The sequence below is a fragment of the Rhizobium leguminosarum genome (genome assembly GCF_004123835.1).
GTDB lineage: Bacteria > Pseudomonadota > Alphaproteobacteria > Rhizobiales > Rhizobiaceae > Rhizobium > Rhizobium leguminosarum_M.
Genome location: NZ_MZMU01000012.1, coordinates 648,259 through 673,329, shown reverse-complemented (window position 1 = coordinate 673,329; position 25,071 = coordinate 648,259). Strand labels below are relative to the sequence as shown.

The 25,071-nt window shown below is 62.2% G+C and carries 22 protein-coding genes; 8 read left to right on the top strand and 14 right to left on the bottom strand.

Features of this window, described 5'->3' with window-relative positions; genetic code table 11:
• Positions 1 to 103 precede the first annotated feature (103 nt).
• Positions 104 to 1,003 carry a LysR family transcriptional regulator gene (locus B5P46_RS20095; RefSeq protein ID WP_129420247.1) on the bottom strand — a complete coding sequence of 300 codons (900 nt, stop codon included), beginning with the start codon at positions 1,001 to 1,003 and terminating at the stop codon, positions 104 to 106.
• A 156-nt stretch (positions 1,004 to 1,159) separates the two neighbouring features.
• On the opposite strand from B5P46_RS20095, the gene B5P46_RS20090 reads away from it, so the two are divergent.
• Positions 1,160 to 2,149: an aldo/keto reductase gene (locus B5P46_RS20090; RefSeq protein ID WP_129420246.1), complete on the top strand. Its 990-nt coding sequence runs from the start codon at positions 1,160 to 1,162 to the stop codon at positions 2,147 to 2,149.
• A 256-nt stretch (positions 2,150 to 2,405) separates the two neighbouring features.
• Here the strand turns inward: B5P46_RS20090 and B5P46_RS20085 are convergent, their stop codons facing one another.
• The 6 genes from B5P46_RS20085 to B5P46_RS20060 all read right to left on the bottom strand — a co-directional run bounded on the left by B5P46_RS20085 (position 2,406) and on the right by B5P46_RS20060 (position 9,731).
• Positions 2,406 to 3,590 (bottom strand): DUF1501 domain-containing protein, encoded by a 1,185-nt coding sequence (locus tag B5P46_RS20085; RefSeq protein WP_129420245.1) that lies wholly within the window; start codon positions 3,588 to 3,590, stop codon positions 2,406 to 2,408.
• A 110-nt stretch (positions 3,591 to 3,700) separates the two neighbouring features.
• Positions 3,701 to 5,212, bottom strand: coding sequence for a DUF1800 domain-containing protein (locus tag B5P46_RS20080; RefSeq protein ID WP_129420244.1), 1,512 nt, complete (start codon positions 5,210 to 5,212; stop codon positions 3,701 to 3,703).
• 121 nt (positions 5,213 to 5,333) lie between these two features.
• Positions 5,334 to 5,681 carry a DMT family protein gene (locus tag B5P46_RS20075; RefSeq protein ID WP_129420243.1) on the bottom strand — a complete coding sequence of 116 codons (348 nt, stop codon included), beginning with the start codon at positions 5,679 to 5,681 and terminating at the stop codon, positions 5,334 to 5,336.
• A 270-nt stretch (positions 5,682 to 5,951) separates the two neighbouring features.
• On the bottom strand, positions 5,952 to 7,202 hold the full coding sequence (locus B5P46_RS20070; RefSeq protein WP_129420242.1) for an MFS transporter: 1,251 nt from the start codon (positions 7,200 to 7,202) through the stop codon (positions 5,952 to 5,954).
• A gap of 461 nt (positions 7,203 to 7,663) precedes the next feature.
• A complete protein-coding gene (locus tag B5P46_RS20065; RefSeq protein WP_129420241.1) occupies positions 7,664 to 8,467 on the bottom strand; it encodes a class I SAM-dependent methyltransferase in 804 nt (267 codons plus the stop codon).
• A 214-nt stretch (positions 8,468 to 8,681) separates the two neighbouring features.
• On the bottom strand, positions 8,682 to 9,731 hold the full coding sequence (locus B5P46_RS20060) for a class I SAM-dependent methyltransferase (RefSeq protein ID WP_129420240.1): 1,050 nt from the start codon (positions 9,729 to 9,731) through the stop codon (positions 8,682 to 8,684).
• 98 nt (positions 9,732 to 9,829) lie between these two features.
• Between B5P46_RS20060 and B5P46_RS20055 the strand changes: the two genes are divergently transcribed.
• On the top strand, positions 9,830 to 10,909 hold the full coding sequence (locus tag B5P46_RS20055; protein WP_129420239.1) for a GlxA family transcriptional regulator: 1,080 nt from the start codon (positions 9,830 to 9,832) through the stop codon (positions 10,907 to 10,909).
• Between the two features lie 107 nt (positions 10,910 to 11,016).
• Here B5P46_RS20055 and B5P46_RS20050 read toward each other — a convergent pair whose 3' ends face one another.
• Complete coding sequence (locus B5P46_RS20050) at positions 11,017 to 11,898, bottom strand: NmrA/HSCARG family protein (RefSeq protein ID WP_129420238.1); 882 nt, start codon at positions 11,896 to 11,898, stop codon at positions 11,017 to 11,019.
• 100 nt (positions 11,899 to 11,998) lie between these two features.
• On the opposite strand from B5P46_RS20050, the gene B5P46_RS20045 reads away from it, so the two are divergent.
• Together B5P46_RS20045 and B5P46_RS20040 are read left to right on the top strand one after the other, a co-directional pair.
• Positions 11,999 to 12,922: a LysR family transcriptional regulator gene (locus B5P46_RS20045; RefSeq protein ID WP_129420237.1), complete on the top strand. Its 924-nt coding sequence runs from the start codon at positions 11,999 to 12,001 to the stop codon at positions 12,920 to 12,922.
• A 486-nt stretch (positions 12,923 to 13,408) separates the two neighbouring features.
• Entirely contained in the window at positions 13,409 to 14,611 is a 1,203-nt protein-coding gene (locus B5P46_RS20040; protein WP_129420236.1) for an NAD-dependent formate dehydrogenase, read from the top strand.
• Positions 14,612 to 14,635: 24 nt separating this feature from the next.
• Here B5P46_RS20040 and B5P46_RS20035 read toward each other — a convergent pair whose 3' ends face one another.
• The 3 genes from B5P46_RS20035 to B5P46_RS20025 form a co-directional block, all read right to left on the bottom strand.
• Positions 14,636 to 14,887 (bottom strand): hypothetical protein, encoded by a 252-nt coding sequence (locus tag B5P46_RS20035; protein WP_129420235.1) that lies wholly within the window; start codon positions 14,885 to 14,887, stop codon positions 14,636 to 14,638.
• A 100-nt stretch (positions 14,888 to 14,987) separates the two neighbouring features.
• Positions 14,988 to 15,362, bottom strand: a complete 375-nt coding sequence (locus tag B5P46_RS20030; RefSeq protein ID WP_129420234.1) for a response regulator — start codon at positions 15,360 to 15,362, stop codon at positions 14,988 to 14,990.
• 154 nt (positions 15,363 to 15,516) lie between these two features.
• Positions 15,517 to 17,274 carry a phospholipase D-like domain-containing protein gene (locus tag B5P46_RS20025; RefSeq protein ID WP_129420233.1) on the bottom strand — a complete coding sequence of 586 codons (1,758 nt, stop codon included), beginning with the start codon at positions 17,272 to 17,274 and terminating at the stop codon, positions 15,517 to 15,519.
• 207 nt (positions 17,275 to 17,481) lie between these two features.
• Here B5P46_RS20025 and B5P46_RS20020 point away from each other — a divergent pair, with 207 nt between their 5' ends.
• On the top strand, positions 17,482 to 18,459 hold the full coding sequence (locus tag B5P46_RS20020; protein ID WP_245456201.1) for a hypothetical protein: 978 nt from the start codon (positions 17,482 to 17,484) through the stop codon (positions 18,457 to 18,459).
• A gap of 180 nt (positions 18,460 to 18,639) precedes the next feature.
• On the opposite strand, the gene B5P46_RS20015 is transcribed toward B5P46_RS20020, so the two are convergent.
• On the bottom strand, positions 18,640 to 19,428 hold the full coding sequence (locus B5P46_RS20015; RefSeq protein ID WP_129420232.1) for a DUF899 domain-containing protein: 789 nt from the start codon (positions 19,426 to 19,428) through the stop codon (positions 18,640 to 18,642).
• A gap of 208 nt (positions 19,429 to 19,636) precedes the next feature.
• Here B5P46_RS20015 and B5P46_RS20010 point away from each other — a divergent pair, with 208 nt between their 5' ends.
• Positions 19,637 to 20,284 carry an ankyrin repeat domain-containing protein gene (locus B5P46_RS20010; protein WP_129420231.1) on the top strand — a complete coding sequence of 216 codons (648 nt, stop codon included), beginning with the start codon at positions 19,637 to 19,639 and terminating at the stop codon, positions 20,282 to 20,284.
• Positions 20,285 to 20,379: 95 nt separating this feature from the next.
• Positions 20,380 to 20,886, top strand: a complete 507-nt coding sequence (locus tag B5P46_RS20005) for a YHS domain-containing (seleno)protein (protein WP_129420230.1) — start codon at positions 20,380 to 20,382, stop codon at positions 20,884 to 20,886.
• 19 nt (positions 20,887 to 20,905) lie between these two features.
• Here B5P46_RS20005 and B5P46_RS20000 read toward each other — a convergent pair whose 3' ends face one another.
• Complete coding sequence (locus B5P46_RS20000) at positions 20,906 to 23,122, bottom strand: adenylate/guanylate cyclase domain-containing protein (RefSeq protein WP_129420229.1); 2,217 nt, start codon at positions 23,120 to 23,122, stop codon at positions 20,906 to 20,908.
• A gap of 230 nt (positions 23,123 to 23,352) precedes the next feature.
• Here B5P46_RS20000 and B5P46_RS19995 point away from each other — a divergent pair, with 230 nt between their 5' ends.
• Positions 23,353 to 24,120 (top strand): adenylate/guanylate cyclase domain-containing protein, encoded by a 768-nt coding sequence (locus B5P46_RS19995; protein ID WP_129420228.1) that lies wholly within the window; start codon positions 23,353 to 23,355, stop codon positions 24,118 to 24,120.
• 357 nt (positions 24,121 to 24,477) lie between these two features.
• Here B5P46_RS19995 and B5P46_RS19990 read toward each other — a convergent pair whose 3' ends face one another.
• On the bottom strand, positions 24,478 to 24,819 hold the full coding sequence (locus B5P46_RS19990) for a lipoprotein (RefSeq protein ID WP_129420227.1): 342 nt from the start codon (positions 24,817 to 24,819) through the stop codon (positions 24,478 to 24,480).
• Positions 24,820 to 25,071: the final 252 nt, after the last annotated feature.

The following is a 25,071-nucleotide window of genomic DNA, read 5'->3' as shown; positions in this document are numbered from 1 at the left end:
CGGCTTCGGACGGAAAGGATTAGCCGGCCTGGACAGCTAGGGTCTATTAGGCTGACTAATTAATCACAAGCGGTTGATAAGCCGTGATGGAATAAAATCGGCACTACTTTCCTCTATAGCGCAGCGCATCGACGAAGAGGGTGAAGGCGGGAGATGCATGCCGCCTGTTCGGATAGTAGAGATGGTATCCTGGGAAAGGCTGGCACCAGTCCTGCAGAACTCGGATCAGCCGCCCGTCTTCGATGTAAGGCTGAACCTGATCCTCGGGCATATAGGCCAGTCCCAGCCCGTCCAGAACCGCGCCGATCCGCATGGCGATGTTGTTGAACACCGTTTGGCCCTCGACACGGACGCGCAATTCACGTCCATCCTTCTCGAATTCCCAGGGATATATCGTCCCGTGCGTCGGCAACCGCATGTTGATACAGTTGTGCGCCGTAAGATCCTGAGGGACATCAGGGCGCGGATGGTGCTCGAAATAGGAGGGCGCTCCAACGACGGCCATACATATCTCGGGGCCGATCCGGACCGCGATCATGTCCTTTGCCAATTGCTCGCCGAGCCGGATGCCGGCGTCGTAACGCTCGGCAACGATGTCGGTCAGGCCGTAGTCGACAATCACCTCGACATTGACATCGGGATTATCGGGGAGAAATCGCGCCAATGCCGGGGCGAGAACGGAAATCGCAGGATGCTCGCCTGCCGTGATGCGAATGGTGCCGGCCGGCCGCTCGCGCATTTCGCTCAAGGCGGCGATCTCGAACTGGATTTCTTCAAATCTCGGTCCAACCCGCTCCAGCAGGCGTTCTCCTGCCTGTGTCGGCGACACGCTTCTGGTCGTGCGGGTCAAAAGCCGAAGCCCCAGCTTCTCTTCGAGACCGCGCACCGTCTGGCTCAACGCCGATTGCGACACGCCGAGCTTGGCAGCAGCCCTGGTGAAGCTCCGCTCCCTGGCGACGGTCAGAAAGGCGACGAGTTCGTTGAAATTGTTGTCCTGGGGCATTCATTAGTCCGTCTTATAGGTGCATGCGCATTACAGCATCTAATCGAAAGCTGACACGAGGACTAAGCTCACGTCAACTCGATTGCGAGACTGGCTGCGCCCGCGCCGCGGAACAGACTGCCCCGAGCCTTAACAAAACCAGGAATGGATACGACCATGAAGAAGCGCACTATCGGCAATCTCGAAGTCTCGGCACTTGGTCTCGGCTGCATGAGCATGAGCGCCGCTTACGGCCCGCCCGCCGACGAAGGGGACATGATCAGATTGATGCGCACGGCTCATCAGCAGGGCGTTACCTTGTTCGATACGGCGGAAGCCTATGGCCCTTTTGTCAATGAAGAGCTTGTCGGCAAAGCGCTCGCACCGGTCCGTGACCAGGTGGTCATCGCCACCAAATTCGGCTTCGATATCGATCTGCAAACCGGTGAACGCCGCGGCGGCACGAACAGCCGCCCCGAACATGTCAAAGCGGTTGCCGATGCTTGCCTGCGCCGCCTGAAGATGGACCGCATCGACCTGTTCTACCAGCACCGCGTCGATCCTGACGTTCCGATCGAAGACGTGGCCGGCGCCGTCAAGGATCTGATCGCAGCCGGCAAGGTCAAGCATTTCGGCCGTTCCGAAGCTGGCGTTCAGACGATCCGCCGCGCCCATGCCGTCCAGAAGGTGACCGCCGTCCAGAGCGAATATTCGCTCTTCTGGCGCGGCCCCGAGGCGGAATTGCTGCCCACCCTTGAGCAACTCGGCATCGGCTTCGTGCCCTTCAGCCCACTCGGCGCAGGCTTTTTGACCGGCAAGATCGACGAGAACACCAAGTTCGATCCAAGCGATTTCCGCAACAGCGTGCCGCGTTTTTCACCCGAGGCGCGCAAGGCCAATTTTGCGCTCGTCGATCTCATCAAGCGGATCGGCGACCGCAAGGGCGCAACACCCGCGCAGATCGCCCTCTCCTGGCTGCTGGCCCAAAAGCCATGGATCGTCCCGATCCCGGGAACAACGAAGCAGCACCGGTTGGAAGAGAACCTCGGGGCAGTAGACGTCGACCTGCTCGCCGACGACCTCGCCGAAATCGACGCCGCCCTCGCCGGCATCGAGGTTCAGGGCGAGCGGCTGCCAGAGGCAGCACTGAAGATGACCGGCCGGTAAGGCCTCTCCCCAGCCTCGGCAAATGCGGATGCCGCTGAAGCCACCCGCCTGGCGGACTCTTTAGCTGACCGCCGCACCCTCTCTCCAGCCTCATCCTGAGGTGCCCCGCAGGGGCCTCGAAGGACGAGGCTGGCCACCCATTTCGCTGAATGCGGATGCCGGCGTGGCGCTCAGCCACCCGCCCCCGTGGTTCGAGACGGCCCTTTGGGCCTCCTCACCATGAGGGCTGGTCGGTGTGCTGCTCCTCCCCGCCCCCTCACGCCTTGAGAAACTGCGACCCCTTATCAAACCCCAGCCCCGGAAAAATCTTCCCCGTCAGATCATCCGCACTCACATCGAACTGCCGGTAGAGCATCGCCGCCGCCAGTTCGCGCACATCGGCGGTTGGCATCAGGTCGCGGTCGTCGAGCAGTTGGCCATCGCCGATGCCCGGCCAGCGGCCGAGGATGCGGCCGCCGTTGATGGCTCCGCCGGCAAGCAGCGCGCAGCCGCCGGTGCCGTGGTCGGTGCCGGCTGAGCCGTTCTGACGCACGGTGCGGCCGAACTCGGTCATGGCAAGCACCACCGTCTTTGCCCAGATCTCGGGCCCGAGCGTGGTCTTCAACGTATTGATTGCCTGCGAAAGGTCCTGCACCGGCCGCTTGAACTGGCCGGCCTGGCCGATATGCGTGTCCCAGCCGCTGATCGAGAAGCTGGCGATGCGGTAATCGCCCTTCAGCATGTTGCCGGCAAGGGCTGCCACATCGGCGATCTTGGCGCCGCGCTGGCCCTCCGGCTCGACCATCATCGAGGCGGTGTCGGCCCGCGTCGCCTCGGCAAGTGCTTCGGCGAACGGCGGATCGCCGGCATAGAGCCGCGCCAGGAACTGCATCTCGTCGCGAGCCGGCGCCAGATTGGAATCCGACGCCCAGACGTCGACATTGTTCGGCCCGGAGAGGATCAGCTCCGTCGAAGTGTTGATGTCGATTGCCTTGCGCGCATCCGAGCGCGGAATGACGGCGAGCGCCCGGTTCAACCAGCCGGTCTTTTCCTCGGCCACATGTTCGCCGCCGGATTCCAGCATGTCCTGCCCATCGAAATGACTGCGCTGGTCGCGATAGGGCGTCGACACCGCATGCACGAAGGCAAGCTCGCGGCTCTTCCAGAGCGGCATCAGCTCGGCGGCCGCTGGATTGAGGCCGAAATGCCCGTCGAGATCGAGAAGCCCGGTCTCGGGCGTCAGTGCCAGTGTCGGCCTGAGTGCCGCAAAGCCGGCATCGCCATAGGGCTGCACCAGATCCAACCCGTCCATCGCGCCGCGCAGCACGATGGTGACAAAACGGTTGTCGCTCGGCATCGCCGCGAAGGTGACCGGTGTGAAGACGGGGGCAGCGGCAAGACAGCAGGCAGAGGTCAGAAAGCCGCGGCGCGACAGCGAAATCCGGTTGATGGGCAGCGTCATGGGCGGGGCCTCCTAAGCAGGTCCGGAAAAGTGTCCAACGGTTTTCCGGAACCTGCGACAAAACAAAGGAGCTAAGCAGACGAAGCGTTGGCTTGCCAACGAAAGTCTGCTTAGCGGCGATTGAATTCGGGCGATGCCAGCACTAGCGTCAGTCCGCTGATCTTGTTCGGCGCCTGCGACACCACACGGATCGTCTCGTCGCGGGCGGCATCGGCAAGCGTCGATTTCAGGAATTCGCGCGGATCCTCGTCCCGGCCGAACTGTGCTGCAGTCCGCCTTGCCCAGGCCAACCGCTCGGCGAGCTGGCTGCCGGTGATCCAGGCGGAGAAGCCTTCCTCGAAACCAGCCGGGCTCGGCGGCAGCCAGGTCGGCTGGCCCATGCGCCTGAGCGCGCCCTGCCCCAGCGCCCTCGCCGTCCGGAACGCCTTGAGGCGCTTGTCCCGCGCCTCGCCGGCAGGATCGGTCGGCACCGGCGATCCTGCCATGCCGGGCGTGTTCGCCGCCATGTCGCCCTCGTCCGTGCCCTGCTGGTTGGCGGCCAGGAAGCTGCCGACAACGCCGTTGACGGGCCCCGCATTCAGCGCCCTCAGGCCGGCGACGATATAATCGAAGGGCTGGCGCGCCTTGGCGCCCTCGTCGCGCCAGGCGGCGGGATGGTCGAGCATGGCGGTGTAGACGGCAGTCAGATCGCCATCGGTCTTCTTCCAGGCTTCGGCCATATTGGACACCATGCCCTCGTCGGGCTGGTCGGCGATGAAATGCACCGCGAGCTTGCGGCTGATATGCACCGCCGTCTTCGGGTGGAGCGCGAGATCGTCGAGCATATCGAGATAATCCTCGCGCGAGCGCCTGCGCCCGCCATAGCTGACGCCGAGCACCTCATGTGCGCCGGGCTCGGAAATATTCGGCCGGAAGGCGATGTCCATCTCCTTGCGGTCGATGGTGAGCCCCGTTAGCACCATGGCCGCCGCCGTGACATCCGCCTGGCTGTAGCCGCTGCCGGCGCCGAGTGTGTGCAGCTCCAGCAGTTCCCGGCCGAGGTTTTCATTCAGCCCCTTGTTGCGCTTCATGCCGCCGGCCGAATCCGGCCCGAGCGAATCCGCCTGGTCGAGATAGATCAGCATGGCCGGATGGGCGGTGGCATTGCGCAAGAGATCGCCGAACCTGCCTGATATGAACGGCCGGATCGCCTCAGCCTCGTAGAGCGGCACGATGAGACGCATCGGCAGGCTCTTATTGGCGCTGGTGGAGAAATGATCGGTCCAGAAGGTCGAAAGCCTCTCGTAGAAGCCATACGGCGACAGCACCGCCTGCATCAGCCGCAGGTTCGCATCGTGCTGGAACTGCTGCTGCACTTGCCGCTGCACGCCCCTGCGCATCTCGCGCTGCGTCGTATCGTCGGTGACCGTCTTGGCGGCCTGCCGGATCTGCTTCAACTGCGCCTGCAGGCTGAGAATCGCCTGGTGGCGCATGTCGGGGCCGCCGAGGGGAAAGTCCGGCGTTGCCGCCGCCCCCATGCGCAGCTGGCCGATGAGATCGTCCTTGCTGCTCGGCGGCACCTCGCCCGGCCGGAAGCCATAGCCGAACCGGATCGCCGCCATCGTCGGGAAAGACAGGCTCATGGCTGTTCACCTCCTGTTCACTTGATGGTGACAGGGTCTCAACGAATTGCGACGCCAATCTGTAGGAAATGTGGCGTTTTCCCGACATGGACAATTTGTAATCTATTGAAAAGGCTAAAGTTTATGCACGGAAGATGAAGGATGCTCCGATTGCGATCAGCGCAAAGCCGATCGCATGGTTCCAGGTCAGGTTCTCGCCGAGCCAGAAGATCGAGAAGCCGGAAAAGACGATCAGCGTGATCACCTCCTGCATCGTTTTCAGCTGCGCCGTCGTATAGACCGCCGAACCGATACGGTTGGCCGGCACCGCCAGACAATATTCAAAGAAGGCAATGCCCCAACTGACGAGGATGGCGAGGAAGATCGCGCTGCTCTTGTGCTTGAGATGCCCGTACCAGGCAAAGGTCATGAAAATGTTGGAGGCAAACAGCATGACGACGGGCCAGACGGCGGCGGGAGAAAACGGCATGGGGTAACTCGGGGCTGTGGAGGGAAGGATCGATCCGGCGAGATGCCAGCGGGCCTTACCTAGCACGCCGCCATTCGACGGCAAGTCCTGCTAGCCTCGGACCAATCGTCTCACGTCACCAATGCGGGCCAGCGGCAGCTTGCACAGCGCTTGCCTTCCGGCATCACCCTGTTGCGGCCGGCGTTTTACGATGGCAACTGGGGTTGCAACGTGCTCAAGAGCTGAAAGGCCGGCAGCTGTCGCCGCCGGCCTTCATAACCGCAGGCAGCGCTAGATCCGCATCGCGCCATGCGGTTCCTCGGCCTCCTCCGTGCCGAAGCGGACATCCTTCTTCTCGTAGCCGAAGCCGGCAAGGGCCGCGACGACGAGCGCCACCACCGCCGCGACGATCAGCAACGCATAGGCATAATCGCCGTCCCAGCGGGCAGCCAACCCCGCCTGCAGCGTCGCATTGCCTGACGCCAGCAGGTTGCCGAGCTGATAGGCAAAGCCGGGGAATGTGCCGCGCACCTCGTCCGGGGACAGCTCGTTCAGATGCACCGGCACGATGCCCCAGGCGCCCTGGACGAAGAACTGCATCAGGAAGGCGCCGATAGCGAGCAGCACCGGCCCGGGCGCATAGGCCCAAAACGGCGCGACGGGCACGGCGATCAACGCGGCGATGACGATTGCCTTTTTGCGCCCGATCCGCTGCGACAGCGCCCCGAAGAACAGCCCGCCGCAGATCGCTCCGATATTGTAGACGATGGCGATCGCGCCGACCGTGTAGCTCGAATAGTTGCGCTGCGTCTCGAGGAAGGTCGGGTAGATATCCTGCGTGCCATGGCTGAAGAAGTTGAACGCCGTCATCAAAAGCACCGCCCAGATGAACAGCGGAATGTTTTCGCGCAAGACTGTCAGGAACGGCCGGCGCCCCTCGGCCTGCCGCTTCAGGAAGGCCGGGCTTTCCTCGACGTTGCGGCGGATATAGAGCACCAGCAGCGCCGGCACCGCGCCGACAAAGAACATGCCGCGCCAGCCGATGACGGGAAAGAGCAGGAAGAACACGATCGAGGCGATCAGATAGCCGGAGGGATAGCCGGCCTGCAGGATGCCCGAGACGATGCCGCGGCTCTCCTCCGGCACCGTCTCCATGACTAGCGAGGCGCCGACGCCCCATTCACCGCCCATGGCGATACCATAGAGCGCTCTGAGCACGAGAAACATCGTGAGCCCCGTGGAGAAGCCGGTCAGGAATTCGAACAGCGAATAGAGCAGCACGTCGGCCATCAGCGTGATGCGCCGTCCGTAACGGTCGGCCGCCAGCCCGAAGACCAGCGCGCCGAGCGCCCGCATGGCGAGCGTCAGGAAAATCGCCACCGAAACGGCGGGAACGTCGGTGTGGAATTCCTGGGCGATATATTTGAGAACGAAGACGAGAATGAAGAAATCGAAAGCGTCGAGCGTCCAGCCAAGATAGCTGGCGATGACGGTGTTGCGCTGCTGCGGCGTCAGCCGGCGCAGGCTTTCCAAAGCGGACATCTGATATTCCTCCGTCCGAAAGCGGCGGCGAGGCGGGCAATTCCGGATGCCGTCGGAAGGGGTGCCCGAAACGGGCGGGTGATGCTGTTGCGGCTGCGTTTGCAGTCGGAGACAGCGGGCAATAACGTCAGCAATGCTGCCCGTGTTCCATCACGATTGGCGTGATCGGCACGCACCTCAGCGCCACCATTGAAGGCATGGCACTTTCCAGCACCCTGCCTTTCACGTTGACGCATGCGGGCCACTGCCTGCCTCTTCTCCCCAACGGGGAGAAGTGCCGGAGCGATAGCGAGGCGATGAGGGGGTGAGTGGCAAAGCCGCGAATGCACGGAGCGTAAGCGAAGGCAAGCAAGGGTGTGCCGTGCGGCCCCCTCATCCGACCCTTTGGGCCACCTTCTCCCCGCTGGGGAGAAGAGGGAGCAGCACGATTCTCCCTTTAGAGGAGGTGGCGCTCCCGCTAATCAGTCCGCCGCCCGGCCCCGGCACGCCCACGCCACCGACGCGAACGACCGCGGCCCATCCGGATCGCCAGCCTCGTAAGCGGCCCTGACGGCGGCATCGACCGCTTTTCGCTTCGCCGGGTCCAGCCCTGCCACATACTTGCCGAGCGGTCCCTCGCCGGCGGCAATCGGCTCCCAATAGTCCTCGAAGGAGCCGTATTCCATCCGGATCAGCAGCGACGTCTCCTCGACGTCGACAAGACCCTGACCGACAAAGCTCTGCTTCATCTCCCCCGGCCGCATCATCGGCTGGAAGCAATATTTGCGGCGTAACGGCAGCGCGTTCTCATCGAGCATCGCCACCGTGTCCCACATCATCCGCATGCCGGACATGCCGCCATAATGATCCCAGACGGCGGCCGCGACCACGCCGCCCGGGCGCACGACACGAGCCATCTCCGACACCGCCTTTCCCGCCTCCGGCACGAAATGCAGCACCAGCAGCGACATCGCCCTGTCGAAGCGGCCGTCCTCGAACGGCAGCGCGCAGGCATCGGCCTGCTGGATGGATACGCGCGGGTCGGTATTGCGCCGCGTCGCCGCCTCGACGAAGACGGGCGAATAGTCGACGGCGACGATCTCCTGCAGACCCGGCGTTTCCGCCAGCGTGAACGCCAGGCTGCCGGTGCCGCAGCCGACATCGAGCACGCGATCCCCATCCGCCAGACCGGCGAAATCGATGAGCATCGGCGCCAGCCTCTTGCTCCAGCGCCCCATCAGCCGTTCATAACCATCCGCACTTTCGACATTGAAACTCGACGGCATCGAAGTCTCCCCCTTCAAGGACGCTGGTCTGCCGTCGAACAATAGGGTTACGCGGCAGCCGTCGCAAGTTGAACCGCCGTTCTCAGCCCACCCTAGCATCCGACCAGTAGCGCTTCAGCGACATCGTCGTCCGCCCGACCGTACAGGCGTGAGCGTGCGGTCGGCAGCGGGTGGCCATCGGCCACCCGCATATTAAACTACCTCCGCGCAGACATCAGAGCCGAGCCTCCAGCACCATGTTGAACGCCGTCCCGGTCGCGCGCCGCACCTTCGAGAAGCCGCCGGCCTTGAGCACCTCGGTCAGCTTTGCCTGTCCGGCCTGCGCGCCGAGGGCGGCTCCCACTTCCTGGCCGAGCGAGGCCGGGACGCAGGTGTTGGCCGAGGCGGCATAGAAGACGCGGCCGACGGGGTTGAGGTTGTCGGCCAGGCTGTCGCCCGCCATCGGCTCGACCAGCATCAGCGTGCCCTCCGGCTTCAGAGCCTGGGCGATATGGCTGACGGCGCCGACCGGGTCGCCCATGTCGTGCAGGGCATCGAAGATGGTGACGAGGTCGAAGCCCGAGCCTTCGAAATCCTGCGCGCGGGCGGTTTCGAACCGGACATTGCTCATGCCCTTTGCGTGGCCGCTCGCATGCTCGATCGACGCGGCATGGAAGTCGATGCCGGTGAATTCCGACTTCGGGAAGGCCTTGGCCATCAGCAGGGTCGACGAGCCGAAGCCGCAGCCGATATCGGCAACCCGCGCGCCGCGCTCCAGCTTCTCGACGACACCTTCCAGCGAAGGAAGCCAGCCGTCGACGAGATTGGCCTTGTAACCCGGCCGGAAGAAGCGGTCGGTGCCGCAGAACATGCAGTTGCACCGGTCCGTCCACGAAACGCCGCCGCCATGGCGGAAGGCATGGGTGAGCTTGGCGCGATCGGCATAGATGGCGTCGAGGGCGACAAAGCCGCCGATCATGTTGACCGGGCTGTCCTCGACGGCAAAGACCGCCGCCTGTTCCGGCGAAAGCGTGAACCTGCCGGTCGCCGCGTCATAGTCGACAAATCCCGATGCTGCCTGGGCGGCGAGCCATTCCCTGACGTAGCGCTCTTTTGTGTCGGTGGCCTCAGCAAGCTCGATCGATGAGATCGCTCCCCTCTCCGCCATCTTGCGATAAAGACCCAGCTCCTCGCCGATGATGACAAGGGGGGAATTCTGCGCCGCCCCGAGCTCATTGACCATGACGCCGAGCAGCGTCTGCAGTTTCTCGATATTCAGTTCCATTGATGCGATACCCTCTCCATCGGGCAGCGACATGCCGCCCGTTTCGAAGCGCCTTTTACGTGTTGCTAATGGTATGCAGCAGAGGCAGGATGGCCGCTATGAAGCCGATAGAGCCACATTCCGCCAACGCCAAGCGTCCCTTGCGGGTCAGCATCGTCGCGTTTCCGGAATGCGACCCCTCAATCATGTACGGCATCTTCGACACGCTCTGGATCGCCGGGGCCAACTGGAAGAGCAGCTCGAACGAGCCGACGAGCGAAGTGATGTTCGCGCCGCGCCTGGTCGCCGCCGAGCCTGGCCCGCTGAAGCTGATAACAGGCGTGACGATCATGCCGCAGGAAACGATCGACGACATCGAGGAAACCGATTACGTCCTTGTTCCGAACGTCCTCGTCGACACGCCGGAAACTATCAGGGCACTCGACCGTAGGCTCCTGAACTGGATTGTCGAGATGCATCGGCGCGGCGCGCGGCTGCTGGCGGCTTGCGGCGGATCGATCGTGCTCGCCGAGGCAGGGCTGCTGGAGGGGCAGCAGGCAACCACGCACTGGATGTATGTGCCTCTGTTTCGCAGCCAGTTTCCCAATGTCGAGCTCCGGGAAGAGCGTATCCTGGTGCAGGCCGGCGCCGGGCATTCCATCGTCTGCGCCGGCGGTGCATCATCCTGGCAGGACCTGACGCTCTTCCTCATCGCCCGGCATGCCGGAACAGCGGAAGCGATCCGCATATCGAAGATCTTCCTCTATCAGTGGCATCGCGACGGCCAGCTGCCCTACGCCTCGATGATCGCCAATGCAGATCACGGCGACGCCGTGGTGGGGAAGTGCCAGGAATATGCCCCGCTGCACTATCAGTCGGCCGATATCGTCTCCGAGCTGCTCCGGCTCTCCGGCCTACCGAAGCGGTCCTTCGACCGCCGCTTCAGGAAGGCGACGGGCTATTCGCCGCTCGAATATGTCCAGTGGCTCCGTGTCGAGGAAGCCAAGCAGATGCTGGAGATGGAGGACAGGCCAGTCGAGGAGATCGCGCTCGAAGTCGGCTATTCCGACCTCGCCTCCTTCCGCCGCCTGTTTCGCAAGCTGGCAGGCCTGACGCCCGGCGAATATCGTCGCCGCTTCAGGCTGCCCGCCAATGTCGAGGCGGCGCTGCAGGCAGCGGCGCCGATGGCGCGTGCCTGAGCACGATGCTTCGTTCGCAGCGTCCGGGAGGCGGATCGAGCCGATCCGCTTCCCTTCATATATCTCCAGCCGGTGACACCGGTGGCATCATCGGTGTCACGTCAAACTCACCCAGCCGCCTTGTCGAGCACACTCCAATCAAACCCCTTCGCCCAATCCGCATAACGATGCCAGCCAACCTCAGCAAAATCCCGGCGCAGGGCTGAAATATCGGCGTCGTAGCCGGTGCGGTTGAACCATTCGAACATCAGCGCCGTATCCTCGCTCTGCTGCCGTATCGCCGCGATCGGCAGCTCCTGGTAGCGGATCGGACGGCCAAGCGCTTCGGACAGGATCTTCGCCTGCTCTTCGCCCGACAATTCGTCGCCGGCAATGTCGAAGCGCTTGCCGAACACCTGCTCGCGCCGCTCGGCCAACACTGCGACGAAAGCCCCGATATCCTCGATAGTGATCTGCTGCAGTACGCGGGCGGGTGGCAAGGCCGCGGCATAGAGGCCCTGGCGCAGCCCGTCGATCGCCCATGGCGCCACGGTGTTTTCCATGAAGGCGACGGGCGCGCTGATCGTATAGGGAATTCCGAGGCCGGCGACATGCTTCTCGACGAGATACTTGCTGTCGAAATGCGGAATGCCGGTCTTCTTGTCGGCATCGCCGACGGAAGAATAGATCAGGTGGCCGATGCCGGCGGCCTTCGCCGCATCGGCGGCGATAATACCCTGGCGGGTTTCTGCTTCCGTTCCGGCCTCATAGCTGTTGCCCATCAGGAACATCGTGTCGACGCCGCTTGCGGCCTTCGCCACGGAAGCGCCGTCATTAAGATCGCCGGCGACGACTTCGACCCCTGCCGCGGCCAGCCGCTTGGCGCCGTCACTATCAGGCTTGCGTGAGATCGCCTTGACGCGGTGTCCCCGCGCGATCAGGGCGCGCACGACCGCGCCGCCTTGCTGGCCGGTGGCGCCGGTGACCAGAACGCTTCGTATGTTGCTCATCTGTCTGCTCCTTGTTGTGACCGATGGAGCAAAGTTAGGGCCTGCCGCATTGAACCATAATGGCCTATAATTGAGAAACATCGTACCACCACAGGATACAATGCTCGACCTCAACGATATCATGATCTTCGCCCGCGTCATCGAGGCCGGCAGCTTCACCGCCGCCGCCCGCCTGCTCGGCATGCCGAAGACGACGGTCAGCCGCCGTATCGCCGCGCTCGAGCGCGAACTCGGTGTGCGGCTGCTGCAGCGTACGACCCGTAGCCTCAACCTGACGGCTTCAGGGCGTCTCTATTACGAAGAAAGCAGCCAGGCGCTGCGCACCATCGAAGACGCCAACCTGCGCCTCGCCGAAGCGAGGGCCGAACCATCAGGCACGATCCGCATATCGGCGCCCGTCGGCTTCGGCGGCCATTTCCTCCAGGACGCGATCTTCGATTTCCTGGCGACCTACCCGAAGTCGAAGGTCGAGCTGCGCCTGACCGATGACAGGCTGAACCTCGTCGAGAACGGCATAGACCTCGCCTTCCGCACCGGCGTGCTGGAGGATTCGACGCTGATCGCCCGCAAGCTCGGCTCGACGCATCGAATTCTCTGCGCCAGCCCCGAATATCTCGCCCGCTGCGGCGCGCCCGATGGCCCTGATGATCTCACCCTCCACGACTGCGTCATCGCCGGCCAATCCGCCCATGCGCAATGGCTGCTCCAAGGCCCGCACGGCCAGGAAACGGTCTCGGTCTCGGGACGCTTCGCCGCCAATGAAATGCAGGCGGTCATGGCCGCCGCAATCGCCGGTTACGGCATCGCCCAACTGCCCTATGGCATCGGCGAAGCCTGCATCAAGGACGGGCGGCTATGCCGCGTGCTCGACGGTTACACCACGCCTGCCGGCGGCCTGCATGTCGTCTATCCCAGCAGCCAGCACCTGTCGCCCCTGGTCAAGGCCTTCATCGAACTGGCAGCCAGACGGCTGAGCGCCGTGGGAATCGGCGGCAGCGATGACTTCGTGATCGTATCAATGTAGGCGCCGGCGCTGCGGCACCCGATCCGGTTTCCCCAGGGGTTGCAGCCTGCTTCCCATCGATCGTTCACGAAGAGCTTGATCGGGGCTCCGATCTCGTTTCCGTGGAACTGGCGAACCCGCACAGGACGCAGGCGGTCGGGCTCGTCATGACGGACCGGTCACCACAATCGCCAATGACGAAGGCGTTGGTCAGCGCTCTGCGCGATGCCGACTTCGACACCGATTTTCGCTCTCGCCTGAAAGCGGCTTGATAGATGATACCTATCAATCGTTCCAAAGCTTTGATTTGCCCTCCGCCCCCTGGCATGAAATCATCCCGCTGTTGAACGATATCCCGGCAAAACGGGATGCAGCCTCGAGGAAACACCAGCGGCGCGCTCGCGAACCCATTCGACGAGACCCGCTGCCAGAACGCAACAATGGAATGGCGATGCGAGAAGAGCGCATTCCGGCGTGTTTCCGGCTGCCTGAACAGAGGAACCGACCATGGCCAAAGTATTGTGCGTACTCTACGACGACCCGATCGACGGCTATCCCAAATCCTACGCCCGTGACGACCTGCCAAGGATTGATCAATATCCTGGTGGTCAGACCTTGCCGACGCCGAAGGCCGTCGACTTCCAGCCCGGCACTCTGCTCGGAAGCGTGTCGGGCGAACTCGGCCTTCGCAAATATCTCGAGGCGAACGGCCACACTCTGGTGGTCACCTCGGACAAGGACGGCCCGAATTCGGCCTTCGAGCGCGAACTCGTCGACGCCGACGTGGTGATCTCGCAGCCTTTCTGGCCGGCCTATCTCACCGCCGAACGCATCGCCAAGGCGCCGAAGCTCAAGCTGGCGCTGACCGCCGGCATCGGCTCTGACCACGTCGACCTGCAGGCGGCGATCGACCGCGGCATCACCGTCGCCGAAGTCACCTACTGCAATTCGATCAGCGTGTCCGAGCACGTCGTCATGATGATCCTCGGCCTCGTCCGCAACTACATCCCCTCCTACCAGTGGGTGGTGAAAGGCGGCTGGAACATCGCCGATTGCGCCACGCGATCCTATGACGTCGAAGGCATGCATGTCGGCACGGTCGCCGCCGGCCGCATCGGTCTTGCCGTCCTGAAGCGCCTGAAGCCTTTCGACGTGCACCTTCACTACACCGACCGCCATCGCCTGCCTGATACGGTGGAGAAGGAGCTGGGCCTCACCTGGCATGCGACGCGTGAGGAAATGTACGAGGTCTGCGATGTCGTGACGTTGAATTGCCCGCTCCACCCCGAAACGGAGCATATGATCAACGACGAGACCCTGAAGCACTTCAAGCGCGGCGCCTATCTCGTCAACACCGCCCGCGGCAAGCTCTGCGACCGCGACTCGATTGCGCGTGCGCTCGAAAGCGGCCAGCTTGCCGGCTATGCCGGCGACGTCTGGTTCCCGCAGCCGGCCCCTGCCGACCACCCGTGGCGCACCATGCCACATCACGGCATGACGCCGCATATCTCGGGCACATCGCTCTCGGCCCAGACCCGCTATGCCGCTGGCACGCGCGAGATTCTCGAATGCTTCTTCGAGCAGCGGCCGATCCGCGACGAGTATCTGATCGTCGACGGCGGCAAGCTCGCCGGCACCGGCGCGCATTCCTACAGCGCCGGCAATGCGACGGGCGGCTCCGAAGAGGCCGCAAAGTTCAAGCGCACGTGATCTGAACAGGAGCCGGAGCCTCTTTCACTGCCAGAGGAAGTCCGGTCCCGTGCTCTGGGACGTGAGCTTGAGCGTCCCATCCGGCTGAACGACATAGGACTCGAACACGCGGTAGCCGAAGTCGCCAAGAAAGGTATTCTTGACCACCGTCCCCGGACGATAGGGCGAGTGAACGACCTTTCCGCCATAGGTGAGGCTGCTCGGAAGAGGCTGCGGGTCCCCTGCGCTGGCGCAGGCCGTGAGGGTGAGGAGAACGGCAATGAGCGCGTGTTTCATCCGGACTATCTCCTCTGCAAAGCCCAGCAGCCTGAATGACGTCGATCTCCTTCTATCACAACCGAGCTTGCTGCTGTTCACAACGCAGTCTCGCTGCTGTTCAGAACGCAGCCTTGCTGTCGAAGTTTTTACGTCGCTCCTCCGCCCGCGAGAGCGCACTGGCAATCCTCTCATGGGTGAAGGGCTTGGAGATCACATCGAGCGCGCCTTCGATACCGTGACCAACATTCTCGGGACTGCCGGTCACGAAGATGACGTCAACCCCATGGCGGTCGATCAGCCGGCGCGCGAGCTGGGCGCCGCTCAGCCCATCGGAGAGACTGAGATCGACGAGCGCGACATCGCTTCTATGGGCGTGGGCGAGAGCCTGCTCCACCGTCGAAACCGGCCCGATGGTCTGGTGTCCTGCTTCCTGGGCAATGCGTTCGAGTTCCAGAGCGATAAAATTCTCATCTTCAACGATCATGACCTTCATGAATAAGCCTCCTCATCAAAACCCGACTGGCAGGCGGGCTGCCGGCAACGGGTACAACGCAACCGCCCCCCGAAGTTTCCACTTTGAGATGAGTATGCTGAGAACCGGCGGTTCCGGTCGAGCGGAATGGCGCAGGTTTAGGGCGCGGGCAGCATCACTCCGCCCGCGCAAACAGCTCCCGGTCGCGGGCGCGGATGGGGTCGGTCCAGTCGCGCTCGAACCAGGGCTTGCCGCCGGGCTGGGGCGGGCGTTTAAGTTCCAGCGGGCGGGCGGCACCCTCTCCCCCTCCGGAGGCGACGCGGAAGACGTAGTGGTCGTACATCCTGAGCGCCTCGATCATGTAGCTGGTCGCCACCGTCCGGTCGTGGATGACGACCAGATTTTCGCCGTTCTCGTCATCGGCGGGGATCGAGAAATTGTAGGAGCCGAGATAGACCCGCGCCGTCGGTTTGTCGAAGTCGATCACGAGGAATTTGTGGTGCATCCTCGTGCCGCGCTGGTTGCCGTCGACACCTGACAGTCCCGAGGGCTCGGTCAGAAACGGCGGCGGCACGTTGCCGGTGAGCGCTGCCGAGCGGACCACCCGCCGGCGCTTGTCCGGGGTCAGCACGGTGAGGCCCAAATTGCCCGCCCTGACCTCCGCATCGGCAATACCCATGACGTGCACCGCTGGGCGCTCGAGGGCGCGGCCGAGCGCCGGGCCGATCGCGCCCTTGGTCATCTGGCCGAGGAAGGCGAGCGAAAAAAACACGCTGGATTGGGCGGTATCGATGTCGGCGCCGATCTCGTCCAGCAGGCCATTCTCCTCGCTGTGCGGCGAGAAGGCGACCTTGGCATCGATGCCATCGAGGCCAAGGTCGATCCAGCCGGCCGAGCTTGCCGAGCCGCGGAAATCGGCGGCGCGCCTTGCGGTAAAATAGCTCTCGAAGGCGGCTAAATAGTCGTCGAGCGCCTTGGTGCCATGGACGGCGAGGCTGTTATTCGATTGCACATAGAGGCCACGCCAGCTGAGATTGGTCGAGCCATAGAGCACGGTCTCGATGCCGCCGCCGCGCACCGCGATCGACTTCTGGTGCTGCAGGTTTGCCATATGCTGGCGCTTGACGTTTGCGGCACCGGCGGAGGCGATCAGGCGTTGCGCAGCCTTGGTTTCGGGCGAATCCGGCCGGCCGTGGCCGTCGGTGCGCGCGCTGTCGTCGATGATGATCCTGAGTTTCGGCCCAAGCGCTTCCAGCCGCTCGACAACCTCGGGGAGGTTGAGATCATAGGCGATGACGCGGACCTCGGCGCCAGCCTCGCGCGCCTTGTCGAGCAGCGAGAGCGTTTCGGCCCGCGCCTCGAACCCCATCCAGGCGAGCGCCCGCTCGGCATCGGCATGGGTTGGCAGGAACTCCAGCCCCTCATCGCCAACGGGCGGCACCAGCGTGATGATCGGCCCGCCGGCGGAGAAGTTGCGCACGAAAGCTTGGGACGAGACGAAGCCGCGGGTAAAGGCGACGTTCAGCTTGCCGGGAATGGTTTCGCGCATCAGCGCCAGCTCGGCTTCCTGGGCCTCGCCTTTCCTCAGCGCGCCTGCTGCATCCATGAACATGGGCGTGACGCGATAGGCGAACTTGCCGGGCAGATCGGCATTGAAGGGAAAATGCACCCAGCGGAATTTCTGGATCGGCGCCTCGGTGGTGCGGATGCCGTCATCGGGAACCGGCTGCCCGGGAAAGCCGATGCGATTGCGCACGTTCTTGAAGAAGTCCGTGCCCGGCTCGCGATACTGGATGGCAAAGCCGACGAAATCGACCGGCGGCCGACCGTCCTTCCAGTCCATACCGAGCAGCACCATGCCATCGCCGCGATGGATGGTCAGCGCAAAGAGTGACGCGGCATTCCTGCCGGTCACACGAAAACCCGTATCCATGCCCGCCTCCCCTGAAAATCGGCAAAACCTAGCATGGTTCCATGACAGTAAGGAGATGCTTCAGCAGATTTTGCGCGCAGAAAGTGCAAGCGACATGAATGCTGATGATGCGACAATAGCATACGTCCCGACATCTGCGATTTCGCAAAATGGGACTTCTGGTCTCGCCTCATTGACTGCTTTCACCCAGGAGACAGCGCTAACCCTGTGCATCTGGTATTGGATAATCGTGGACAAAACCGCCGCCCTGCATTAGAACATAACAGGAACACACTTACAGTTTTGTGGGGCAGCTACCTCGGTATTTGCCGCGAAATGCGGGGTAATGGACAAATGTTTGAAAAGTCATATGCTCAATTTATGAGGGAACAAAGAGCATTACTTACACTGACGCTGGATACCGACGAGCCGGTTGAACTTGGAGATTTCATCGGAGCTTTCACTTCACTGGCAAACGAGTTCGATCGCTTCGTAGAGACGGAGTATCCTGGCGCGCACAGCGATCCTAAAATGTATGTCAAAGAAGTCCGTCACGGTAGTATTGAGGCCGATATATTCACGGGCGTGAAGGCGATCGCTCCTATCGTCATCGCTCACATCGACCAGATCATGCTCCTTGAGGATTTTGTGCGGAGGTGGGGCGAGAGATTCAAGGCTATTTTGACCGGCGGCTATGCCAAAGGCCAGCTTGAATCATCATCAGAATTGAAAGATTGGGCAGACACCGCCAAGGCCATCGCGAGTGACCCTGCAGCATCACATACTCTGAAAGCAGCCTACTTTGAGGATGGAAAGAAAGAAATTCGAGCCTCGTTCATATTCAACGCATCTCAGGCTCGGACCGCCTTACAAAATATCGAGGATCGTAAGAAAGCGCTCGCCAAACCCGACCATCATGCTCACGAGAGGGTGCTTATGATATTTACCCGGTCGGACATTAATGACGCGGACGTTGGAAAATCATCCGGCGAGCGAGTCAAAATTGAAGAGCTATCCGACAAGAGCCTCTCGATTATGTACGGATCTGAAGTGGCTGAAGCCCGCATCAAACATGAAATCCGCGATGCTGACGAAAACGTCTATAAAAAGGGTTTCGTTGTAGACGTCCTTGTGAAGGTCAGGAGCGGCAAACCGGTCGCTTACTCGATCACGAACGTTCATGACGTTTTGGATCTTCCCGACTGATAAAGGGGTAGTAACCGTAGGTTTGGTTACAAGGGCCGTACGGATGAGTTCAGGAACTGGCTGTCAACGCCAGTTCCTGAAATTCCCGACAACTCCTCATAGTGGATCTTCGTGCTACGGCAGATCGTACGCCACCTCAGGTTGTCCTCCGACTTCGGGATGCACCGGAAGCTACTTCGCTTACGGTTTCGCATTCGCGCTCTCGGCCCTGAACGCCGCCTCGCCGGCATCTGACACCTCGACCCATTTCTTGTCGGGCTCGGCGTCCGGCACGTAGCTGTCGTGCCAGTTCCACCATTTGTAGGTCGGAGTCTGGGGATAGCCCTCGGGCGAATCCTCCCAGACCTCCTGGCGGCCGAGCGGCGTGATGTCGAGATAGTTCCAGGTACCGCCCATCTGCTCGTCGCCGCGGTTGTTGATGAAATAGGTCCGGAAGATGCGCTCGCCGTCGCGGTAGAACACGTTGGTGCCGTGCCACTCGTCGACGCCGAAGTCCTTGTCGAAGCTGTCGGTGATCGTGACCCACGGCATCGTCCACCCCATCCGCGCCTTCAGCCGTGCAATGTCGGCCTGCGGCGCACGCGAGGCGAAGACCAGCGTCGTGTCGCGGGCGTTGAGATGGGCGACATGGGCGACCTGATCGGCCACCATCGAGCAGCCGCGGCAGGCATGCTCGGGCCAACCGAACACGCCGGGCTCGTAGAAGGCGCGGTAGAGGATGAGCTGGTGTCTGTTGTCGAACAGGTCGAGCAGGCTGACCTTGCCCTGAGGACCTTCGAACGCATAGTCCTTCTCGACAGCCATCCACGGCATGCGTCGGCGCTCGGCGGCGAGCGCGTCGCGGGCGCGGGTCTCAGCCTTTTCCTTGACGAGCAGCTGCTCGCGGGCCGCCTCCCAGGCCTGCGGCGACACGACCGGTGGCTTGTGCATGGCTTGTCCGCTTTTTCCATTCTCGGCTGAAGCAGTCATGGCTTTCAATCTCCTCATTGGGGCGATTTCGCGGGCATGGAAGCCCGGTTCATCGCGCATTGGTCTGAGATAGTTTCGCATCGGAAATCGAACAGGGGGAGTAACAAGTGTGACCGTATTCCCCGAAACCGCCGGTCGCAGCCGCGGCGCGCGAGTGGGGTTGGCCGGAGCACGTCCATTAGCGTAATCTTGTTTACGAACGAGCCGCGTGCTAGAACGCAACAAAACGGCGCATACGAACCCTGATCAAACCGAGATCGTGCCCGTGAATGTTTTTATCGCGACTGTTGCTGCGCTTGTCATTGGCGCCACCCCATCATGGGCAGGTCCTTTGCACGAAGCGGCCAAGGATGGCGATATCGCCCGCGTCACACAGTTGCTGGACCAAGGCTCCGATCTGTCGGAGCTCGATGGGGCGGGCGAGCCGGCGCTGATTATCGCGTCATTGGCTGGCCATGCCGATGTCGTCGCTCTTCTGCTGGATCGCGGCGCCGATATCGAAGTTCGCAACAAGGGTGGGCTGATGGCACTGCACGCGGCAGCCTATGCTGGAAATCTGGAGGTGGTGAAACTGCTTGTCGCAGATGGAGCTGATGTCAACGACAGGAAGAATTTCTATCAGATGTCGCCGCTGCACGGCGCCGCCGAGGAGGGCCATACCGAGGTAGTGGCTTTTCTGCTGGCGAAGAGCGCGGATGTCGAAGCGACGGAAAGAAACGGATACACGCCTCTCACCCAAGCCGGGTGGCGGGCGCATTGGGATACGGCCGAACTACTCATGAAAGCGGGCGCTGTTTGCCAGAAAGCAGAGCTTGTGGGCGAACCGCTCTACAAGGAATGCACCAAACGGCAATAGCATTTCGCTGGAGTAACAGACCGCGTCCGGGAACGGAGCTTGTTATGTCTTATCATGTGCAAAAATACGGCCATGTGCAAAAATGCGGAACGCGGATGGGCGTGGCTGTTGGCGCCACGGTCATGCTGCTCTCCTTTCTTCAGCCCCCCTTCACTCAGGTTATGGCGGCCGAAGAGTTCGTCAATACCGGCTATTTCGGTGATATCGCGATCAAGGGTTATGACCCGGTCGCCTATTTCACTGAAAACCAAGCCGTCGAAGGATCCGATAAATATTCCCATCACTGGCTTGGCGCGACCTGGTATTTCACCAGCGCGGAAAACCGCGATCTCTTCAAGGGCGATCCGTCCAAATATGCGCCGCAATATGGCGGCTATTGCGCCGACGGCGTGTCTTTCGGGACGGTGACCACCAATATCGATCCGAAAGCCTGGCGGATCATCGAGGGCAAACTGTACCTCAGCTATGACCCTGGGGCGGCGGAAGGCATGGAGAAGAACCCGACCAAGGTCACCGACTCCAAGAAGCATTGGTCCGAAGTGCAGCAGACGCTCATTTCGGAGAAAATGCACACCGTCTGGCAGCAACCGGCCACGAAATGAAGTTGCATTGCCCGGCACGTCAGGGTGTGGGTGAAAAGAACGTCAGGGCGCGCGGCGTGACGTGTACGTATGGCCTGTCACGCTGCTCGTCGGAGGTGTTGCGATAAACAAATCCGCACACCATGCGGTCCAGGAAATAGCCGTCGAATTTCTCGCAGAGGCTGTCGCCCCGCACCTCGATCGTGCCGGTGATGTTGGTATTGGCGCTGCGATAGGCTGTGTTTCCTGCCCTGTCGAAATACTGCATGAAATCCGTGCCGTTCTTGTGCTTGCCGGCCCAGCTCTTGCCATCGACGAGATTGCGCAGGTCCGCCTCGCCGAGCCTGTCGGCCTGATTGCCTGTGAAACCGAAAGGCCATTCGGGAATGCCGGCCTTTCGCAATGCGGCCAGATGGCGCTGCAGATCGCCGTCCCGCCAGTAATCATAGAGATAGCTGTAATAGGTCAGATTGCTTTCCGGGAATAGCTCCAGCAGCTTTGCCGTCTCCGCGGCAGCCTTGGTTTCATTGCCCTGGTCTGCATAGGCCGCCGCCAGATATTCGCGCGCCGGCTCGACCTTCGGCAGGCTGTCGAGCGTCGGCTCTATCAGCGAGATCGCGCGCTGATCGTCGCCCGCGGTATAAAAAACGATCCCCGCCAGCAGTTGAAAGCTTGGCGCCGGCGATGGGTCGAGCCGCAAAGCCTTCTCCATCTCGGCGACTGCCTGCCCGCTGCTTCCGGTGTGGACCAGAATGAGAGCGAGGTTGGCGACAGCCTCCGCATCGTTCGGCTGCATCGCGACCGCCATGTTGGCGGAATTCCCTGCCTCCGTCTCGCGCCCATCCACCCACTGCAGCAGGGCAAGGACCGTGTGCGCCCTGGCATTGTTGGGATCCAGCTTGAGGGCCTGCCCGGCCGCATCATAGGCGATCTTGCGGGCGACGGCGGCCGACCAGAGGTAATTATAGTCGTTGCGCCAGACATCGACGGCCACACGCGCAATTCCCGCATGCGCATTGGCAAAGCCCGGATCGAGATCGATCGCCTTTTGGTAGAAGGACAGGGTCCGGCGATAGGTATCGACATCCCTGAGGATGAAACCCTCCTGCTCCGCCCTCATGTAATAATCATAGGCTTCGAGATTCTCGGTCGGGATTCGGGCCAGTTGATCCCGCTCGCGCGCGCTGAGCTTGACCGACAGCGCCAAGATGATCTTGCCGATCACATCGTCCTGAACCGCGAAGAGATCGGCATATTGGCGGTCGTAGCGCTCGGCCCAGAGCGAGAGGCCGGTGACCGCGTCGATCAGTTTGACATTGATCCGCAGCCGTGGTCCGGCCCGCTGCAAGGTCCCTTCGAGCACATAGTGGACGCCGAGTTCGGCGGCCACATCCTGGATCTTGCCGGCGGAGCCCTTTATGGCGAAGACCGAGTGGCGGGCGATGACGAAGAGACCCGATACTTTGGACAATTCGGTGATCAGGTCGTCCGTCAACCCGTCCGCGAGATGGTCGTGCTCGGTGTCGCCGCTGACATTGATGAAGGGCAGAACCGCGACCGACGGCCTGTCCGGCAGCGGATAAGCGAAACGTTCGCCGAGCGCTGGCGGTTTTGCCGGCATCCACGGCTGCCACCAGAGCGCGGCACCCGCAAGAGCGAGGACGACGGCCGCTGTTATGCCTGCAAAGAGGCGGCGCCTCGGCAAGCGCCTGCGGGTTTTGACTGTTTTGCCGGCGGCATTCGGGTCGAGCAGGACGTGATAGACGCGGACCGGTTCGGTGATATTCTTCAACTGCTGCTCGCCGAGCGAAGCGAAACCGACCGGCACCTTCGATTTCACCTGGTCGTATGTCGTTCCCGATATCGCGATGCCGCCGGGTTCCGCCAGCGCCTGCATTCGATCGGCGATATTGACGCCATCGCCCTGGATGTCGTCGCCCTCGACGATGATATCGCCGAGATTGATGCCGATCCGGAACTCGAGCCGGTGCTCCGGCAGGGCGGCCGCATTATGCATGGCTTTCAATTGCTGCACCTCCACCGCGCAGCGCAATGCATCGACGACACTATGGAATTCGACCAGCAGACCATCGCCCATGGTTTTGACCAACCGGCCGTGGTGACGCTCGATCGCCGGCTCGAAGACATCGTTCTGGTCCGCCTGGAAACGCGCACGGGTGCCCTCTTCGTCGATCTGGCTCAATTGACTGTAACCGACGACATCAGCGATCAGGATTGCTGCAAGACGGCGCTCCATCCCCGGTCTTTCCTGGAGAGCGAATGTATTGTTAACAATATCCTACAGGAGGTTCCATCGCGATGCTATCGTCGGTCGCAGGATATTCAACTTGCGGTGATGTGTCTGATAAGGATGGCGCCGGACGAAATACTTCAAGCCATCGTTGTCTTCGATGATTGGGAGAGTTGCTAAAAGTAACCGAGTATCGGAAGCTTGTTTTTTGGCTATCAGGCGATGGATTTGGAGATATGACGACAGCCTCTTCCATGGAGCCGGCCAGGCACGGCAGCGCCAGGATCTGCCGCGGCTGCTGGGACCAGATGCATATGCCGATCCCGATCGGCGGTCCGCTTGCCTTGCCCTTCCGCGCCTTCGGCATCACCCGCAGCAAGATGAACCCCGATATCTGCACGATCTGCGAGCGCTCCTTCCAATATGTCAAGAAGCAGCGCCAGATCACTGTCGACGCCACCATTCTCTTTGCCGATATCAGGGGCTTCACGGATCTTTCGGAGCGCATCGAGGCGGTGCAGCTGAGCGAGATCGTCAGCCTGTTCCAGGATCGCTGCGCCCAGGCGATCTGGGCGCATGACGGCATCGTCAACAAGCAGATGGGCGACGGCCTGATGGCGATCTTCAATTTCCCGATCGTCCGAAAGGATCACGCCGGCGCCGCGATCCTGGCCGCGCAGGAGATCCAGCGAAACTGCGCCGTAGCGCTGAACGGTCTGGCGCTCGAGGCATTGCCCGGCCGCACCCTCGGCGTCGGCGTCGGCATCCATTCCGGTGAGGTCCAGATCGGCGAATTCTCAAGCTTCCGCAGCGATTTCACCGCGATCGGCGGCGTCGTCAATCAGGCCGCAAGGCTGGAATCCCTGGCCGCCGCCGGCGAGATCCTGATCTCCTCCGAAACAGCGGCGAAGGCTGCCGATCTCGCCGCAGGCGCCGAAACGCGCATGCTTGTGCTCAAGGGCATCGAGCAGCCGGTGCAGGCAAGCGTGCTAGCCGAGCGCTGAGCTGCCAACCTCTTCCAAGCGTCTATATTGTCCTCAACGTGGCAGCCGCTGTTTCTCACGCTGTGATTGCCGAACGCGTCAGAGCGTAGCTACACCGATGGCGGCTGCAGCCACTGGAAGATGCCGCGGCCCCGCGACGCTGGAAGCATGTCGCGCCGCCGCTCAACAAAGCCTCGAACGGCGAAGCGGCCGACGAGGCGGGCGCACCAGCGGTTGACGCATGCAAGGGGCAGCGTTGCGGCGGGTGCTTCGAGGCTTCGCCCTCCGGGCTGCGCACCTCAGCATGAGGCCCAACAGCCTCGCCCTGAGGTGCCCCGCCAGGGACCTCGAAGGGCGGGGCGGGTGCGCCCCCGGCCGTCAACCTGGCAGCTTGCAGCCCTTGCTCATACCAGCGGACTGCATGGCCGAGACCTTGCCTTTGGACGCGGCAATCTCCCCTTCCTTGTCTCCCCCGGCGACGCTGCCGATGGGGACGCCGACGAGGAAGACACCGAAAGCATCGCCGTTCGCTGCGCTGATCTGCTGCTTGGACAGGTCGTCGAGCTTGGCCTTCTCTTTCTTATGTTCCGCTGCAAGCGCCTCGCAACTGAGGTTCGTATAGGCGGCCATCGGAATATCGACCTGGACGATGGCGTCAGGACGTTTGGCGCAGCCGGCCAGTGCCGCGGCCGCCGCGAATGCAATGATGATCTTGTTCATAAATGGTCCCCAATTCCCGCAGCAGCTGTAACATCGCCGCGCGCATTGCGGGAGGCGGCAGGCCATTCAACCACAGACTTTTATTTATCGGTCGGCTGCCACATACCTCTTCTCCCCAGCGGGGAGAAGTGCCGGAGCGATAGCGAGGCGATGAGGGGGTGAGCGGCAGGGCCGCGAATGTCCTGAGCGCAAGCGAAGGGCAATAATGAATGGCGTGCCGTGCGGCCCCCTCATCCGACCCTTCGGGCCACC